The 15,946-nt window shown below is 68.2% G+C and carries 10 protein-coding genes and 1 tRNA gene; 3 read left to right on the top strand and 8 right to left on the bottom strand.

Going from position 1 to position 15,946, the window contains the following annotated elements; translation table 11 throughout:
* Window positions 1-8: 8 nt before the first annotated feature.
* Genes KZC51_RS09135 through KZC51_RS09125 form a run of 3 tightly spaced genes read right to left on the bottom strand, consistent with a single transcriptional unit; the run spans window position 9 to window position 4,341 of the window.
* A complete protein-coding gene (locus KZC51_RS09135; RefSeq protein WP_247629670.1) occupies window positions 9-1,445 on the bottom strand; it encodes a CDP-glycerol glycerophosphotransferase family protein in 1,437 nt (478 codons plus the stop codon).
* The gene (locus KZC51_RS09130) at window positions 1,442-2,695 is read right to left on the bottom strand and encodes a CDP-glycerol glycerophosphotransferase family protein (protein ID WP_247629669.1); all 1,254 of its coding nucleotides are present in this window, start codon (window positions 2,693-2,695) and stop codon (window positions 1,442-1,444) included. Before KZC51_RS09130 ends, KZC51_RS09135 begins: the two co-directional genes overlap by 4 nt.
* 47 nt (window positions 2,696-2,742) lie before the next feature.
* Entirely contained in the window at window positions 2,743-4,341 is a 1,599-nt protein-coding gene (locus tag KZC51_RS09125) for a S1C family serine protease (protein WP_247629668.1), read from the bottom strand.
* 100 nt (window positions 4,342-4,441) lie between these two features.
* Here KZC51_RS09125 and KZC51_RS09120 point away from each other — a divergent pair, with 100 nt between their 5' ends.
* Window positions 4,442-5,644 carry an aminotransferase class I/II-fold pyridoxal phosphate-dependent enzyme gene (locus KZC51_RS09120; RefSeq protein WP_247629667.1) on the top strand — a complete coding sequence of 401 codons (1,203 nt, stop codon included), beginning with the start codon at window positions 4,442-4,444 and terminating at the stop codon, window positions 5,642-5,644.
* Window positions 5,645-5,653: 9 nt separating this feature from the next.
* On the opposite strand, the gene KZC51_RS09115 is transcribed toward KZC51_RS09120, so the two are convergent.
* Window positions 5,654-6,463, bottom strand: a complete 810-nt coding sequence (locus KZC51_RS09115) for a carbon-nitrogen hydrolase family protein (RefSeq protein WP_247629666.1) — start codon at window positions 6,461-6,463, stop codon at window positions 5,654-5,656.
* Window positions 6,464-6,542: 79 nt separating this feature from the next.
* Between KZC51_RS09115 and KZC51_RS09110 the strand changes: the two genes are divergently transcribed.
* Window positions 6,543-6,616: transfer RNA gene (locus KZC51_RS09110), tRNA-Met, on the top strand.
* Between the two features lie 250 nt (window positions 6,617-6,866).
* On the opposite strand, the gene KZC51_RS09105 is transcribed toward KZC51_RS09110, so the two are convergent.
* Both KZC51_RS09105 and KZC51_RS09100 read right to left on the bottom strand, forming a co-directional pair.
* On the bottom strand, window positions 6,867-9,788 hold the full coding sequence (locus KZC51_RS09105; RefSeq protein ID WP_247629665.1) for a UPF0182 family membrane protein: 2,922 nt from the start codon (window positions 9,786-9,788) through the stop codon (window positions 6,867-6,869).
* Between the two features lie 57 nt (window positions 9,789-9,845).
* The gene (locus tag KZC51_RS09100; RefSeq protein WP_247629664.1) at window positions 9,846-10,931 is read right to left on the bottom strand and encodes a YlbL family protein; all 1,086 of its coding nucleotides are present in this window, start codon (window positions 10,929-10,931) and stop codon (window positions 9,846-9,848) included.
* 119 nt (window positions 10,932-11,050) lie between these two features.
* Here KZC51_RS09100 and KZC51_RS09095 point away from each other — a divergent pair, with 119 nt between their 5' ends.
* The gene (locus KZC51_RS09095; RefSeq protein WP_247629663.1) at window positions 11,051-12,469 is read left to right on the top strand and encodes a zinc-dependent metalloprotease; all 1,419 of its coding nucleotides are present in this window, start codon (window positions 11,051-11,053) and stop codon (window positions 12,467-12,469) included.
* Window positions 12,470-13,287: 818 nt separating this feature from the next.
* Here the strand turns inward: KZC51_RS09095 and KZC51_RS09090 are convergent.
* The gene (locus KZC51_RS09090) at window positions 13,288-15,009 is read right to left on the bottom strand and encodes an ATP-dependent helicase (protein WP_247629662.1); all 1,722 of its coding nucleotides are present in this window, start codon (window positions 15,007-15,009) and stop codon (window positions 13,288-13,290) included.
* Window positions 15,006-15,887 carry an NAD(+) diphosphatase gene (gene nudC / locus KZC51_RS09085; protein ID WP_247629661.1) on the bottom strand — a complete coding sequence of 294 codons (882 nt, stop codon included), beginning with the start codon at window positions 15,885-15,887 and terminating at the stop codon, window positions 15,006-15,008. Before nudC ends, KZC51_RS09090 begins: the two co-directional genes overlap by 4 nt.
* Window positions 15,888-15,946 lie beyond the last annotated feature (59 nt).

The raw sequence follows: 15,946 nt of genomic DNA, 5'->3' as shown, positions 1-15,946 counted from the left end.
TTGCGCCGTCAGCGCGTCAGGAATCCCTGATCCAGGATGCGGTCGACGACGCGCCGTGCCGCGTGACCGTCGTCGCGTGCATTGAACTTCGCCGTCCAGGCTCCGTACTGCGCCTGATAGGTGCTCTCGTGCTCCGGATCTGAGAGCGCGGCGGCGAGTTCGTCCTGAGTGCTGACGAGCGGTCCCGGTGCTCGTTCTGCGAGGTCGAAGTAGAAACCCCGAAGCTCGCCGCGGTAGTGCGCGAGGTCGGGCACCAGGAAGTACATGGGCTTACCGGTGACGCTGAAGTCGAACATCACCGAGGAGTAGTCGGTGATCAGGGCATCAGCCGCCAGGAGCAACTGCGCGGTCTCGGGGTACCCCGTGACATCGATCACCCGTGCGCCGTCATGATCGTGCCCCTGCGAGAGCGTACGGGAATGTCCGCGCACGAGCACGACGGCGTCGGCCTGCACCGCCAGGAGCTCCGGGTCGATGAAATCGACCATCTCGCGGCGATCGTCTCGCCATGTGGGGGCGTAGAGGAGAACTCGTTCGCCCTCTGCGATGCCCAGCGCCGCGCGGATCGCGGCGCCATCTCCCGTCACGAGCGCGTCGTTGCGCGGATAGCCCTCGACCCAGATCGGGCGTCCGAAGAACGCGTAGGCCTTCTTCAGGATGCGAGCCGAGTACGGGTTCTGCGCGAGCAGCACATCCCAGCGGCGGGACTCCTTGATCACTGCTGCCATCCGCCGCAGGTCGAACCCCGGCCGATGCAGTGCGAGGCGCTTGAGCGGCGTTCCGTGCCAGGTCTGCACCACCTTCTGCCCCGGCTTGCGCGAGAAGCGACGGCGTAGCCAGTCGTTGACGACGAGCAGTCGAGCCGCACCGCGTGCGCGCCACCACTCCGGACTACCTTCGACCACGGCGATCGCGCCATCGGGGACGGCTACGGACAGGTCCACAACACTCCAGTAACGGCGTACACCGGGGGCGCGCGCGGCGATCTCACGATCGATCGCCTGCGGATTGCACCCGACACTGCGTCCGTAGAAGCTCTCGAAGAACACCGCGTTCTCTGTGCCGCCGGCTTGGGCGACGTAGCGCTCCTCGAGCGTCGACTGTCCTTCGGGCGTCTCATAGACAGGGTCGATCGGAGCGGCGATGCTCACCCGCGGGCCGTCGACCGTGACACGAACACCGGGGAGCAATGTCGGGGGCACCGCGACCTCGTCCAAGGAGAGATCGTCGATGCGCAGTTCGTACTCTCCCGCGGGCAACGGGAGCGCCGGCCCGCCCCAGCGCGCAGCCTCGAGCGGGAACGAGGCCTTCCAGGTCTTGCCGCCCCCGGTGACGCGCGCCTCCACACGGGCGCGGGGACCGACCAGAAGTGCGCCGGACGGACGCTGCCCGATGCCTGCGATGACCAGCGACTCCGCCGCCTCATCGATTCGGGCCGTTGTCATGCTGCTCCCTTCGGCGCCGGGATGCCCCGCGCACGGATTGCCTGATACACCCGGCGGGTGTTGCGTCCGTCGCGGTACGCGTGCATCTCCGCGCTGAGCGTAGCGGAACGGGCGGATCGCGACGCGAACGCGTCCGTGCTGGTGAGGAGTTCCTCCAGCTGTGAGAGCAGTCCGCCCCAGGTCTCGGCCGCATCGTCACCGGCGACGTCCTCGAACCTGCCGTAGAAGCCTCTGGTGCGCGCATACTCCACGGCGTCGGGCGCCAGGAACAGCACGGGCATCGCCAGGAGCCCGACGTCGAAGGCGAGCGACGAGTAGTCGGTGATCAGAATGTCGACGGCCGGCAGCACCGGGGTGACGTCAGAGAGCACGGATGCGCCCAGCATCCGCACTCGGCGGCTCGGCAGCGCGGGCGCATAGCCCCCCTCTCCCAGCGGGTGCGATCTGACGAGGAGCAGAGCGTCGTACTGCTCGAGCACGCGGATGATCTGGACCCACTCCTCGGCGGTGGGCACCGCAGGGTCAGCCGCACCATCGCGCCAGGTGGGTGCGTAGAGGATCGTGCGCGATGCGCCGGCGGTTCCCTCCAGACGGTCGCGGAGGATCTCGTCGGCACGTTCGCGCCGCGCTTCGGCCGACCCTGCGGAGAGGACGTCGACACGCGGCTCTCCCGTCACGATCACGCGATCATCGTGCAGGTCGAAGGCCGACTCCAGGCGGCCCCGAGAGCGGTGCGAGGCAGCGGGGAGCACACGAATGCGCCGCGCCGCGTTGCGATACAGGAAGGCGACCAGTCGTCGCAGCAACGGTGCGCCGGGCACGGGCGGCACCTGCGTCGTGGCAGGCGAGTCCAGCCCGATGCGCTTGAGAGGGATGCCGTGCCACAGCTGCACCACGAACGCTCCCGAATCGGCGTACCGGTTGACGTCGCCGAGCCCGTGCGTCACCACGATCACGCCGGCGCGTGCCGTCGCCCACCAGCCCCGCAGTCCGCTCTTGCGCACAGTACGGATCCCGAGGGCGGCGGCATCGAGATCCTCGCGTTCCGACGATGTGAGCCAGAGCGTGTCATGCCCAGCCGCCGCCGCATGTCGCTGCAGTGCCAGAGCCCCATCGCCGACACCCGCGCCGCAGCCGAAGACCCAGCGCTGGCCTCGGGGAACGAGGATCGTGCCCATGCGTCCGACGGCATACAACGGGATCCGGAGCAGCTTGGCCGCATTGCCGGTGCCGAAAGAGAAGGACGCCACCCCGCGAGCCTATCGCGGGGTGGCGTCCATCTCTGTTCTCCGAGGCGTCAGCCGGCGAGTTCGCCGAGCGTGACCTCCGCCTCGAACTCCTTGCCCCCGCGGTTGTACGTGACAGTGGCCTGGCTGCCGGCCGCCGCGGCCCGCACCTGCGCGGTGAGGTCGGTGGCGCTCGTGATCGGCACTCCGTTGAAGGCGGTCACGACGTCATCCGCCTTCAATCCACCCTGCTTCGCCGCACCGCCGTCCGTGACCTCGGCGATGTAGGCGCCGGAGACGACGGCACCTTCGACCGAGGACGCATCACGCACCGAGGCTCCGAGCAGGCCGTGCGTCGCGGCGCCGTCGGCGATGATCTCGTCCGAGACGCGCTTGGCGATGTTCGACGGGATCGAGAATCCGACACCGATCGAGCCGGACTCCTCGGAGTTGCCGGAGCTGGCGATCGCGACGTTGATGCCGATCAATTCGCCCTTGCTGTTGACGAGCGCTCCACCCGAGTTGCCGTGGTTGATCGCGGCATCTGTCTGTATCACGGCGATCGAGATCGAGTCGCTGCTCTGCTGCTGGCCGGAGCCGGGGAGATCGAACTGGAACGGGCCCTGCTCGCCCTCTCCGGGAGCCTGCTCCTGCGGGGCGTCCTGGGAACTGGAGTCGGGCAGAGCCGAGGAGGCGATCTGGATGCTGCGGTTCAGCGCACTGACGATTCCGGTCGTCACGGAATTCGCGAGTCCGAGAGGCGCGCCGAGAGCGACGGCGGTGTCACCGACGTTGAGCTTCGACGAGTCCGCGAAATCGATCGGCGTGAGGCCCTTGGCGTCCTTGAGCTTGATGACGGCGAGGTCGTAGATCGGGTCCGTGCCGACGACCGTCGCCTCGTAGATGTGTCCGTCCGAGGTGGTGACGCGGATCGTGGGATCAGCCACCGCACCGCCGAGGGTCACGACGTGCGTGTTCGTGAGCACGTAGCCGTCATCGCTGATGATGACGCCCGAGCCGCTACCCGCCTCGTTGGAGCCCGCCACCTCGATCGTGACGACCGACGGCAGCGCCTTGCTGGCGACCGCCGTGGTCTCGTTGACGGATCCGGGGTTGTTGACGGTGACCGTCTCCGGGCCGGCGGCGACTCCCGTCGACGGCGAGTTCCCGACGGCGTTCCAGATCGCGCCTCCGCCGAATCCGGCGACACCGCCGACCAGAGCGGCGGCCACGACGAGTGCCGCGATCTTCACACCGCCACGGGGCTTCGCGTCTTTGACCTTCGAGGCACCGGGTGCCGCATCTCCGGCCGTAAAGGAGGCACCGAGCGGGAGCGTGCCCGCGAACGGCTGGGTGGGGTGAGTCGCCGATGCATCGTTGTGGATGCCGAAGGCAGCGCCGGACGACGTCGCGGTGGATGCCGGCGCCGTGAACGGCTGGGGCGTCGACGGGACCGGGGGCAGCGGCACGGGGGCTGCTGCCGGGGACGTGAACGTCGACGGGACCTCATGCCCGGCGGCGGCCGGAGCGGATGTCGGCTCCTGGACCGATGCGACCGGATCGACGGTGATGTCAGCGGACGCATCGGACGCCGGTGTGCCGGCGACCCCTGCGACCTCGGTGGGCGGCACGTCGGGTGCCGAGTGGTCGTGGGTGTTGTCTTCGTTCATGGTGTGTGCTCCTTCAACAACGCTCCCTCAGACTGCTCCCCATGTCTGTGCGTTTCTTATGGCGAAGGTGAGTTTCCCCTATGGCCTTAGCCTGTTGTTCATGAGTGTCGTCCCGGGCGCATGGCGCCGCACCGCAGCGGGCGCCGGCCTGCTCTCGAGCGACGGAGCAGTCGCACCCACCATCTTCGCAGAGATGTCTGCGGCAGCGGCCAGAACCGGGGCCATCAACCTCGGTCAGGGGTTCCCCGATGAGGATGGCCCCGCCGAAGTGCTCGAAGCGGCGCGGGCGGCGATCGCGAACGGTGCGAATCAGTACCCGCCGGGGCGCGGCATCCCCGATCTTCTTGCGGCGATCAGCGAGCACCAGCAGCGTTTCTACGGGCTGCAGGTCGACCCGGAGCGCGAGATCATCGTCACCGCCGGAGCGACGGAGGCTCTGACCGCGACGCTCCTCGCCCTCATCGACGGCCCGGATGACGAAGTGGTCGTCTTCGAGCCCTACTACGACTCCTATGCTGCTGCGGCGGCCCTCGCGGGCGCGACGCTGCGGACCGTGCCGCTGCGCGCACCGGATTTCCAGCCCGACCTGGATCAGCTCGCCGCAACGGTGACGGATCGCACCCGGATCATCCTGATCAACGACCCGCACAACCCCACGGGCGCGGTGTTCCGAACAGAGGTGCTCGCGGAGATCGTGCGGCTGGCGAATCAGCACGACGCGATCATCGTGACCGATGAGGTCTATGAGCATCTGGCGTTCCGCGCCCCGCACACGCCGATCGCCACTCTCCCCGGAGCGGCCGCCCGCACGCTGACGATCTCGTCGGCCGGCAAGACGTTCTCGGCGACCGGCTGGAAGATCGGGTGGGTGCACGGCCCGGCCGACCTGATCACGGCGGTGCTGACGATCAAGCAGTACCTGACGTACGTCAACGGCTCGCCGTTCCAGCCCGCGATCACGGTGGGACTGCGCCTGGACGATTCGTTCTTCGATGGCGCCTCCGCCGCGCTGGCCCGCAAGCACGAGCTCCTCGGCGCGGGGCTCCGTGCCGCAGGATTCGGCGTGATCGCCCCGGAAGGCGGCTACTTCACCGTCGCCGACGCGACGCCAGTCGGTGGCGCGGACGCCGCAGCCTTCTGCAGGGCTCTGCCGGACCGGGTGGGCGTCGTCGCGATCCCGCTGACGGCCTTCGTCTCGGAAGCACGCCGCGACGAGTACTCCGGGCTCATCCGATTCGCCGCGTGCAAGCGCGTCGAGGTGCTCGAAGAGGCCGTATCCCGCCTCGCGGTACTGGGACGCTGAGGGCGGCCCTCAGCGCGGCACGACGGCGTATCTGCGGACCCGCAGCGATGGGTTCGTCGCACGCACACGTGTGATCGCCTCGCGGTCGACGACCCCGATCGCGATGCCCTCCGCCACGCCGACACCGGCGAGCACGACACCCTGCGGATCGATGATCTGCGAGTGCCCCACGCCGATCGGTGCCGGGTGGTCGGCTGCGACGACATATGCGGTGTTCTCGATCGCCCGCGCGGCGAGCAGCGTGGTCCAGTGGTGCTCCTTGAGCGGACCCCTGACCCACTCCGCCGGAACCACGAGCACATCGGCCCCCGCATCCATCAGCGTGCGGGCGACCTCGGGGAATCGCAGGTCGTAGCACGTCATCAGTCCGAACCGCACGCCGCCCAGCTCGAACGTCACCGCGGTGCCGACGTCGCCGGGTTCGACCCACTCCGACTCGGCCTGGCCGAACGCGTCGTACAGGTGCTGCTTGCGGTACACCGCGAGCATCCCGTCTCCGCGCACGGCGACGACGGCGTTGCGGACGCGGTGATCGTCGGATGCCCGCTCCACGAGTCCCGCGACGATCACGACCCCGTACTCCCCCGCCACGGCGGTGAGCGTCGCCACGAAGTCGCCGTCGAGTGTCTCGGCGTTCGCCGCGAGACTGTCATCCATCGGATCGACGAAATAGCTCGCGTACTCGGGGAAGACGATCAGTCGTGCACCGCGCCCCGCTGCCTCCGCGGCGAGGACGGTGATGCGCTCCAGATTGTCGGCTCGCGAGGCGGACGGCGCGAACTGGCAGACGGCTACGGGGACGGCGGAGCGCTCGGACATGCTCCTCATCCTCCCCCATCCCCGCGCCGACCTCTCGATTCGCGCACTCCCGAAATCCGTGTTAGGTTATCTCTTGTGCCGCGGGGTGGAGCAGTTCGGTAGCTCGCCGGGCTCATAACCCGGAGGTCGCAGGTTCAAATCCTGTCCCCGCAACGAGAATGCGACACAAGAAGGCCCGGATCCGCAAGGATCCGGGCCTTCTGCTTTGCCCGCTGGGGTCCCGGCCGGCACGAGCAGCCCATCGGCGAGGGGTCACGACACGCCCTGTGCCAGCCCGTCGGCACGGCGCGTCCTGACTCCTCACGACCTGGAGACCCGCGACGTGCGACGTGCGACGTGCGACGTGCGTGTACACGAATGGGCGCCCCCGAAGGGGCGCCCATTCGTCATGGCCGTAGAAGGGTCACTTACTGGCGGCGGCTTCCAGCTCCAGGAGCTTCTGGACGGCTGCGGTGAGACGCTTGTCCGCCTCGCCGAACTTCTCCAGGTCGCCGGCCTTGAGGGCCGCGTCACGATCGAGGAGGGCCTGCTGCGCGGCGGAGAGGGCGGCTGCCTGCTCGTCCGTCGGCTGCGAAGGCGTCTGACCCGCGTTCGGATCGGTTCCGGGATCCGTGCCGGGATCCGTGGCGGGATCGGACGGATCGATCTCCTCATCGCCGCCCGTCGCTCCGGAATCGCCGCCGAACAGGGTGTCGAGGGCATCCGTGAGCGTGCTCTCGAAGGCGACCCGGTCGCCGAAGGCGACGAGCACCTTCTGCAGACGAGGCAACTGCGTTCCCTCGGAGGACTGCACATACACCGGCTGCACGTAGAGCAGACCGCCACCGACGGGGAGGGTCAGGAGGTTTCCGTAGATCACTTCCGACTCACCCTGCTGGAGCAGGTTGAGCTGTGGCACGACCGACGTGTCCGAGTTGTAGGTGTTCTGCACCTGCCCCGGTCCTGGCACCGTGGTGTCGTCGTTGATCTCGAGCAGGCGCAGTTGACCGTAGCCCTCGCCCTTCACGCCCTTCTCCGACCCCGCATCGGAGTCGACCGCGAGGTAACCCATGAGCACGTCACGTGTGCTGCCCGCGCCCTGAGAGGCCGGGATGAAGGTCGAGAACATCGAGAACCGCGCGGAGTCCTGGCCCGGCATCTTCATGGTCAGGTAGTACGGCGGCTGCAGCATCGCGTCGCTGCGCGGGTCGTTCGGGGTCTGCCACCGGTTGTCCTGCTGTGCGAAGGAGTTCGCGTTGTCGATGTGGTAGATCCCGAGCACGTCGCGCTGCACCTTGAACAGGTCGGTGGGGTAACGGACGTGACTCATCAGCTCGCCGGACATCTCGCTGATCGGCTTCAGCGTCGACGGGTAGACGTTCTGCCAGGTCTTGAGCACCGGGTCCTTGTCGTCCCACGCGTACAGCGTCACCGATCCGTCGTACGCATCCACGGTCGCCTTGACCGAGTTGCGGATGTAGTTGATGTCGTCGATCGCGAGAGTCGGAGACGGCACGTTCGAGTCGGCGATCGCCTCGGAGAGGCTGACGCTGGTCGAGTACGGGTAGGTCGAGCTGGTCGTGTAGCCGTCGACGATCCAGACGATGCGACCATCCACGACGCTCGGGTACGGGTCGCTGTCGAGCTCGAGGTACGGCGCGACCTTCTGCACACGGGTCTTCGGATCGCGGTCGTACAGGATCTGCGAGTCCTCGTTCACGAGGTTCGAGAACAGGATCTGCTCCGACTGGAACTTCAACGCGTACAGCAGCTTCGTGAACGTGTCTCCGATCTTCGGACCGCCGTCGCCGTTGAAGGTCGTCTTGGTCTCGTTGGAGCCGTCCTTGCCGCGCGGGTAGTCGATCTCGGCCGGGGCGGATGATTCCGGCGCGCCGACGATCGAGTACTCCGGGGAGTTCTCTCCGAAGTAGACGCGCGGCTCGAAGTTCTCCCGGTCGGTCAGGAAGCCTGCAGAGGGGATGCCGCGCTCGAGGAAGACCGGCTCGCCATCTGTCGTGCGCTGGTTGCCCGCTGCCGCAACGAGGCCGTAGCCGTGCGTGTAGACCGCGACGCGGTTGTTCCAGTTGTCGCCGTCGCCGAGCTTGGTAATGTCGAGGTCGCGAACGGCCACGACGGTGTCCTGCATCTCGCCGTTGATCTCGTAGCGGTCGACGTCGAGCGTCTCCTCGAACTGGTAGTACGCGCGGTACTGCTCGAGCTGACGCACGGTCGGACTGATGACCTTCGGGTCCATGATGCGGATCGAGGCAGTGGTGTCGGCATCCTCGCGCAGCTGACCGGCCTCGGCATCCGTCTCGGCCTGGAACGACGTGGTCTCGAGGTTCGCGACGTCGTATGCCTCTTTGGTGCCGTCGATGTTCCGCTGGTAGTACTCGGCCTGGTAGGCGTTCTGGTTCGGCTTCACCTGGAAGGTCGTGACGACCCACGGATAGCCGACGCCGACGACGAGCGATGCCACAATCAGCAGCGCGGTCGCTGCGAGCGGGAACCGCCAGCGACCGATGATCGCGGTGACGAAGAACAGCACGGCCACGAGCGCGGCGATGATGGCGATGATCGCGAGACCGGGAATGGTCGCGTTCACTCCGGTGTACGCGGCACCCGTGATGCGGTCATCCGGGGCGACGAGCGTCTTATACCGGTCGAGCCAGAGGCTGACGGCCTGCACGAGCAGGTAGAGACCGGCGATGACGGCGAGCTGGATGCGCGCGGACTTCGAGATGCGAAGTTCTCCCTGTCCGATCTGCACGGCGCCGTAGAGGTAGGAGACCAGTGCGGTGACCAGCAGGCTCAGCAGCAGGACAGCGGAGACAAACGCGAGGAGCATCGAGTAGAACGGCATCGCGAACATGTAGAAACCGGTGTCGATGCCGAACTGCGGGTCGACCGTGGAGGTCGCGACGCCATTGGCCCACAGCCAGACGGTCTTCCAGTTCCCCGCCGCGGCGAAGCCTGCGAAGAGACCGAAGAAGATGGGCATGCCCCACATGGCCAGGCGCCGCAAGGGCTCGATGACCTCCTGATAACGGTCGAGCTGAGAGCTCAGCCGCACATAGACCGGACGCATACGGTAGGCGAGCTGGATCACCACGAACAGCGGAACAGCCATCCCGAGGAATCCGACGACGAACATCACAGCCGTCGCGAACCACTGCGTCGTCAGAACGCCGGTGAACCCGACCTGGTCGAACCAGAGGTATTCCGTGTACAGCGAAGCGAAGACGAAGAACACCGCGATCAACGCGGCGATGATCACCAGTGAGATGCCGAGAATACGTCGGGACGTTCGAGGCGTGGCCGGGGTCTGAGCTGAGGTCGAGGTCACCTCTCCATCCTAGGCATGCCTCACTGGACGGGGGCTGTCATCCCGGTCACGGGGAGATCACGACACGTCGCACGTCGGCAGTGCGGCGATGTCGCCATCGTCCGCGATCACCTCGAGCGCGTCGAGGGACTCCTCGAGCGTGGAGGTACGGATCACCTGCAACCCATCGGGGACGTGCCCGACGACCTCATCGCAGTTCGACGCCGGCGCCAGGAAGTACTGCGCTCCGGCATCCCGCGCCCCGTAGAGCTTCTGTCGGATTCCGCCGATCGGCCCGACGGTGCCGTCCGCCTCGATCGTGCCCGTCCCCGCGATGTTCTGACCGCCGTTGAGCTCACCCTCGGTGAGGGTGTCGATGATCCCGAGCGCGAACATCATCCCCGCGCTCGGCCCGCCGACGTTGTCGAGCTGGATGGTCACGTCTATCGGGAAGTCGTAGTCGGTGCGCAGCGTGATGCCGATCAGCCATGTCGTGACGTCACCCTGGGTGTGCTTCTCCGGGGTGAGGGAGACACTCTTCTCCTCGCCGTCACGGAGCACTGTGAGGGCGATCGTGTCTCCCCCGGCATCCTGGATCGTCTGCCGGAGCTGCTTGGCCGAGGTGACCTCGGTGCCATCGATGCCCGTGATGACGTCGTCCGGCTCGAGCAGGCCGGCGGCCGGGGTGTCGTCGACCGCCTCGACGACCACGACTTTCGCCCCTGTGTCGTAGCCGAGCTCGTTCAGCGCCGCAGCCGTCGCCTCGTGCTGCGAGTCCACCATCAGCGAGGCGTTGCGCTCATCGCGCTGCTCGCTGGTGACGCCCTCGGGGAACACCGAGTCGAGCGGCACGACCGCGCGGGAGGAATCCGTCCACGCCAGCGCGAGCTCGAACCAGCTGGGCGTGCGCTCGCGGTTGCCGACCACCTGGACCGTGGTGAGGTCGAGCGTGCCGGCGGTGTCGAACGTCTCCGCGCCGTCGATGCGGATCAGCGGCACCTTCTCACCGTCGGCTCCCGGCGCGGTCCCGAGCGTGTCGTACACCGGGCCCGGACGCTGGATCACATACGGCGTCGGCAGGAACGTGAGAACCACCAGCGCGATGAGCGCGACGATCAGCGCCCAGACTCCCAGCCCGAGCTTCACAGACCGCGTTCGATCCACAGCATTCCTCCGTCGTTCGCGAGCGGCGTACAGCGATTCGCCCATGTCGGGGTCACCTGCAGAAACCTGTGACTAGCGTAGATCCCGCAGGCTTATGACGTACTGAGAGGGCGATCGACATGGCGGACAACGACCCCACACCCGAGGACTTCCAGGAGTTCCTGCGGAAGATGCTCTCCGGCCAGGGCGGCGGCGACATCGACCCGGAGGCTCTGCGCGGCGCCTTCGACGGCATGGAGGGCATGCAGTTCGACCCCGCGATGATGCAGACGATCATGTCGCAACTGCAGGGCGCGTTCGGCGGCGACCCCTGGGACAACGCGCTGCGTCAGGCGCTCCACATCGCCAACCGCGACGGCCAGGGCATCACCGACGGATCCCGCACCTCGCTGGTGGACTCCTTCGCGCTCGCGAACCTCTGGCTCGGCGAGGCGACCACGATCTCCGAGCTGGCAGAGAGCCCGACCGCGATGACCCGTGGCGAATGGGTCGAGAAGACGCTTCCGGTGTGGAAGGAGATCGCAGGCCCGGTATCGACCAGCATCGCCGATGCGCTCACCAGTGCACTGGACACGCAGGTCCCCGAGGAGATGCGCGGCGTCGTGCAGGGAGCCGGAAAGCTCATGCGCGGCGTGGGCGGATCGGTGTTCGCAGCCCAGTTCGGCCAGGTGCTCGGCAACCTGGCGCTCGAGGTGGTCTCGGGCGGCGACGTCGGCATCCCGGTGCTGCCCGCCGGTGTCGCCGCGGTCATCCCGCAGAACCTCACGGCCTTCGGCGAGGGACTCGAGATCCCGGAAGACCAGATCGCTCTGTACCTGGCGACCCGCGAGCTCGCCTACGCGCGTCTCTACCGCCACGCGAAGTGGCTCCACCTGCACGTGATGGCCCAGATCACCGACTTCGCCCGGGGTGTCACGGTCGATATGGATGCGCTGGAGGACGTCGCGAGCCGACTCGACCCCTCCGATCCGGAGGAGCTGCGTGCGGCGATCGAGGGCGGTGCCCTACTGCCGGCGCAGACCGAGTCACAACGCGAATCGCTCACGCGACTCGAGAACCTGATCGCCACGATCGACGGCTGGGTGGACGTGGTCACCGCCGAGGCGACCTCGCGCCTCCCCGAGAGCACACGCATCGCAGAGGCGGCACGGCGTCGTCGGGCAGTGGGCGGTCCGGCGGAGGACGCGCTCGGCGCGCTGGTCGGACTCAAGCTGCGCCCCCGCCGTATCCGCGAGGCGTCCGCGATGTGGAAGGCCGTCACCGACGCCGTCGGCATCGCCGGACGCGATTCGCTGTGGGATTACCCCGATCTGATGCCCACGGCGGAGGACATCGACGACCCGAGCGCACTCGTGGCCCGGTTGCAGGCCACGGCCCGCGGCGAGCAGCCCGCGGCCGATGAGTTCGATGAGGCCCTGGCTCGCCTCCTCGACGGCGACGACTTCTCCGGCTCGGGTTCCGCCGACACGGCATCCGAGGGCGGCGATGACCGAGGCGAGACCGATCAGGAGCGCCCCGAGGGCGACCGGCCGGTCTGAGCGCCGCGGAGAGCGCGACGATGAGCCCTCCTCCCCCGAGCGGGAGGAGGGCTCATTTGTCCACCGATGCATGATCGACGCCCCATGCCCCGAAGCGCGTCCTCAGAATCGAAGGATGTCACCGCTCTCCCCCACGACCCTGACGCGTCTGGCCCCTGACGTCCCTCTGCTGTGGAGGGATGACAGCACCCTCCAGTTCGGCGTGGCCGGCGATGTGCGCATCCCGGTCTCTGCGCCGTGGGTCGAGCTTCTCCTCGGGCGGATGCGCGCCGGTTTCCGCCGTGCCGCATTCGACGTCGTCGCGCACGGGGTCGGCGCGCCCCGAGACCAAGCCAGGAGGCTGCTCGCGCAGGTGGACGCGTACCTCGTCGACGATGCTCCACCACCCCAGGCGGCGTGGGTCGAGACCTTGAACATCACCGACGGGCGCGCGGCCCATCGGATGCGGGAGGCCCTCACCGATGAGCACGTCGCGTCAGGGGGCCGCGCGTGTCCGGACGATGTCGCCGTCGTGCTGGTGCAGGGCGTCGCGGCAGCCATGCAGTTCGCCCGCTACCTCCGAGACGACACCCCGCACCTCCCGGTCGCGTTCGAGCGGGGCTCGGTGACGGTCGGCCCGCTCGTCCGGCCGGGCACATCGCCTTGCCTCGCCTGCCGCGACGGACAGGAGCGCGACCGCGACACCGCCTGGCCGCGGCTGCACGCGCAACTGATCGATCGCGACGCCGGACCGCTGCGAGCTGCCCTGGTGTGCCAAGCCGCCGCGCTGGCCGCGCGGCTGCTACGGGCCGATGCACGGGCGGGCGAGCTCGTCCGCCTCAGCGCTGACGGGTCCCGCGAGTGGCGTGTGGTGACGTTTCACGCAGAATGCCGGTGCCGCGCGCTGTCGTCCCCATCTCTGCCAGGAAACGAGACGGAGCCCGTTCCCCTCGTCCCGCGGATCGAGACCAGCTCAGAGACAGGGTTCGCGCTGCGCGCGTGACCCCGACGTAGGCCAGGCGACGCTCTTCATCGATCGACTCGAAGGTCGTCGCGTAAGAAATCGGCAGCGCGCCTTCGGCCCACCCGGCCAGGTGCACGTGAGGCCATTCCAGACCCTTCGCGGCATGCAACGTCGAGAGGGTGACGGTGCGCATGGTCGGTTCGTGCTGGTCCTTCGCGCGCGCCATCAGAGCGTCGCTGAAGGAGCGCAGATCCGCGTCGGGCCCCGCTTCTTCGGCCAACCGCAGGATCGCCCTGCGCGCTTCCCAACCGTCCCGCTGCGCGCCTCCTGCCTGTGGGGGCTCATCCGTGAGACCGAGCTCCCGCAGCACCCGCTGCACGCCGAGAAGGAATCCCTGCTCGGTGGGGGCGATCGCGGCAGCACGCAACGCCAGGATGGCTTGTCGGACCTCCGGCATCGCGAAGAACCGCGTGCCGCCGAGCACCGTCGTCGCGATCCCCTCGGCGGCGAGCGCCTGCTGCAGCACTCCGGACTGCGCGTGGGCTCGGTACAGCACCGCGATCTCCGAAGGAGACGCGCCCGCCGATATCTGCGCCGAGATGGCCGCGGCGATGCCCTGAGCCTCTTCGGTCTCTGTGTCGTAGGCGGTGACCGTGGGAGCGTCCGCAGCGAACTGTTCGCGCGCAGGGGCCAGCTCGAGCGCACCGGGTCGTCCGCGCATCAAGGCGTTCGCCGCCGCGAGGATGGGCGCCTGCGAGCGATAGTTCGTCTCGAGTCGGACAACTGTCGCGTCGGGATGGGCACGTTCGAACTCGAGCAGATAGCGCTGGTCGGCTCCCGCGAACGAGTAGATGGTCTGGCTGGCGTCGCCGACCACGCAGATGTCGTGCCGATCGCCGAGCCAGAGCTCCAGGAGACGGTTCTGCAACGGGGACACGTCCTGGAACTCGTCGACGGTGAAGTGACGGTACTGCTCGTGGACGGACGCGGCGACACGGGGCTCCGCTTCCAGCATACCGGCGCACGCCAGGAGCACGTCCTCGAAGTCGAGCTGGCGGCGCTCGTCCTTGAGCGCCTCGTATCCGCGCTGCAGCTCGACCAGCTGCGTGGCGTCGACACCCGTCACGGTGCGACCGAGTTCGGCATGCTTCTCGATCGAGAGCATCGAGACCTTTCGCCATTCGATCTCCGACGCGATGTCACGGAGCGTCGCGGTGGAGCGCCGCAGGCGGAGCCCATCGGCGACCTGGCCGAGCATCCGCACCTTGTTGTCGATGATCGACGGGGCGGGAGAGCCGGCCAGAGTCGGCCAGAAGAAGTTGAGCTGGGCGAGCGCTGTCGCATGGAAGGTTCGCGCAGCGACGCCCTCGACACCGAGCGCTCGCAGGCGCCCGCGTAGTTCGCCCGCCGCCTTGGCCGTGAAGGTGACGGCCATGACGCGCCCCGGGGAGTAGGCGCCGGTGTCGACTCCGTGTGCGATGCGATGCGTGATCACCCGGGTCTTTCCGGTTCCGGCGCCGGCGAGCACGGCGACAGGACCGCGGAGCACCGATGCTGCCTGCCGTTGCCGTTCATCGAGTGCGTCGAGCGCGCTCACGCCCGATCCTCGAGCCAGTCCACGATCAGCGCTCGGGCGATGGAGGCGGGTCCGGGAAGTCCGACGGGGCCATCGCCGAGGAGTGCCGTGCGGATCTCCTCCCTGGTGAACCACCGGACGTCGATGATCTCCTCGCCGTCGGCACGGGCGGCGGACTCGTCGTCGACGACGGCCCGGAACCCGATCATGAGAGAGCGCGGGAACGGCCAGGGCTGAGAGGAGACGTAACGGAGCTCGGCCAGACGGACGCCGGATTCCTCTTCGATCTCCCTGTGCACCGTCGATTCGAGAGACTCCCCCGCCTCCGCGAATCCGGCGAAGCACGAGTACATGCGCCCACGCCAATTGGCGTTCGCGCCGAGCAGCAGCCGTTCACCATCGGCGCTCTCGACCGCCACGATCACCGCGGGATCGGTACGAGGGAAGTGCTCGCGCCCGCACGAGAGGCAGCGTCGCGACCACCCGGCCTGGCGCAGTTCGGTGCCTCCGCCGCAGGTGGGGCAGAACTGCGCATCACGGAGCCAGCCCGCCACGGCGATGGCCTCGACGAGAAGTTCGGTCTCTCCCGCGTCGATGCGGCCTCCGAGGTCGCGCAGACCGAGCCAGATCTCGTCCGGCGCCGTGTCGACACTCTCGGTCTCCGGCGGGACGGCAGCGAGCAGCAGCGGAGCACCGTCGTCGTCGCGCCCGAGCAGCGCCCACGTCGCCTCGCCGACGTCGTTCGGCGAGACCCTCAGCAGAGCGGAATCGACGACGCGCACGCGCCCGTCGCGCACGACGATCGTGCGGGTCTCGGTGTCGCTGCGCAGTCGATCCAGCACCCCGGACTCCTCACGGAGCTCGGCGGCGCGGTCGAGAGATGAACGGCGAATGGTCATCGACTCCCTCTCTCACGGGCGTGGCGGAGGCGGGACCGCCCCTGAGCCGACCTACCCTA

It is taken from the genome of Microbacterium croceum (genome assembly GCF_023091245.1).
In the GTDB taxonomy this organism is placed as follows: domain Bacteria; phylum Actinomycetota; class Actinomycetes; order Actinomycetales; family Microbacteriaceae; genus Microbacterium; species Microbacterium croceum.
Note: the sequence above shows the minus strand (reverse complement) of the source record. Positions and strands in the feature narration are given on the sequence as shown.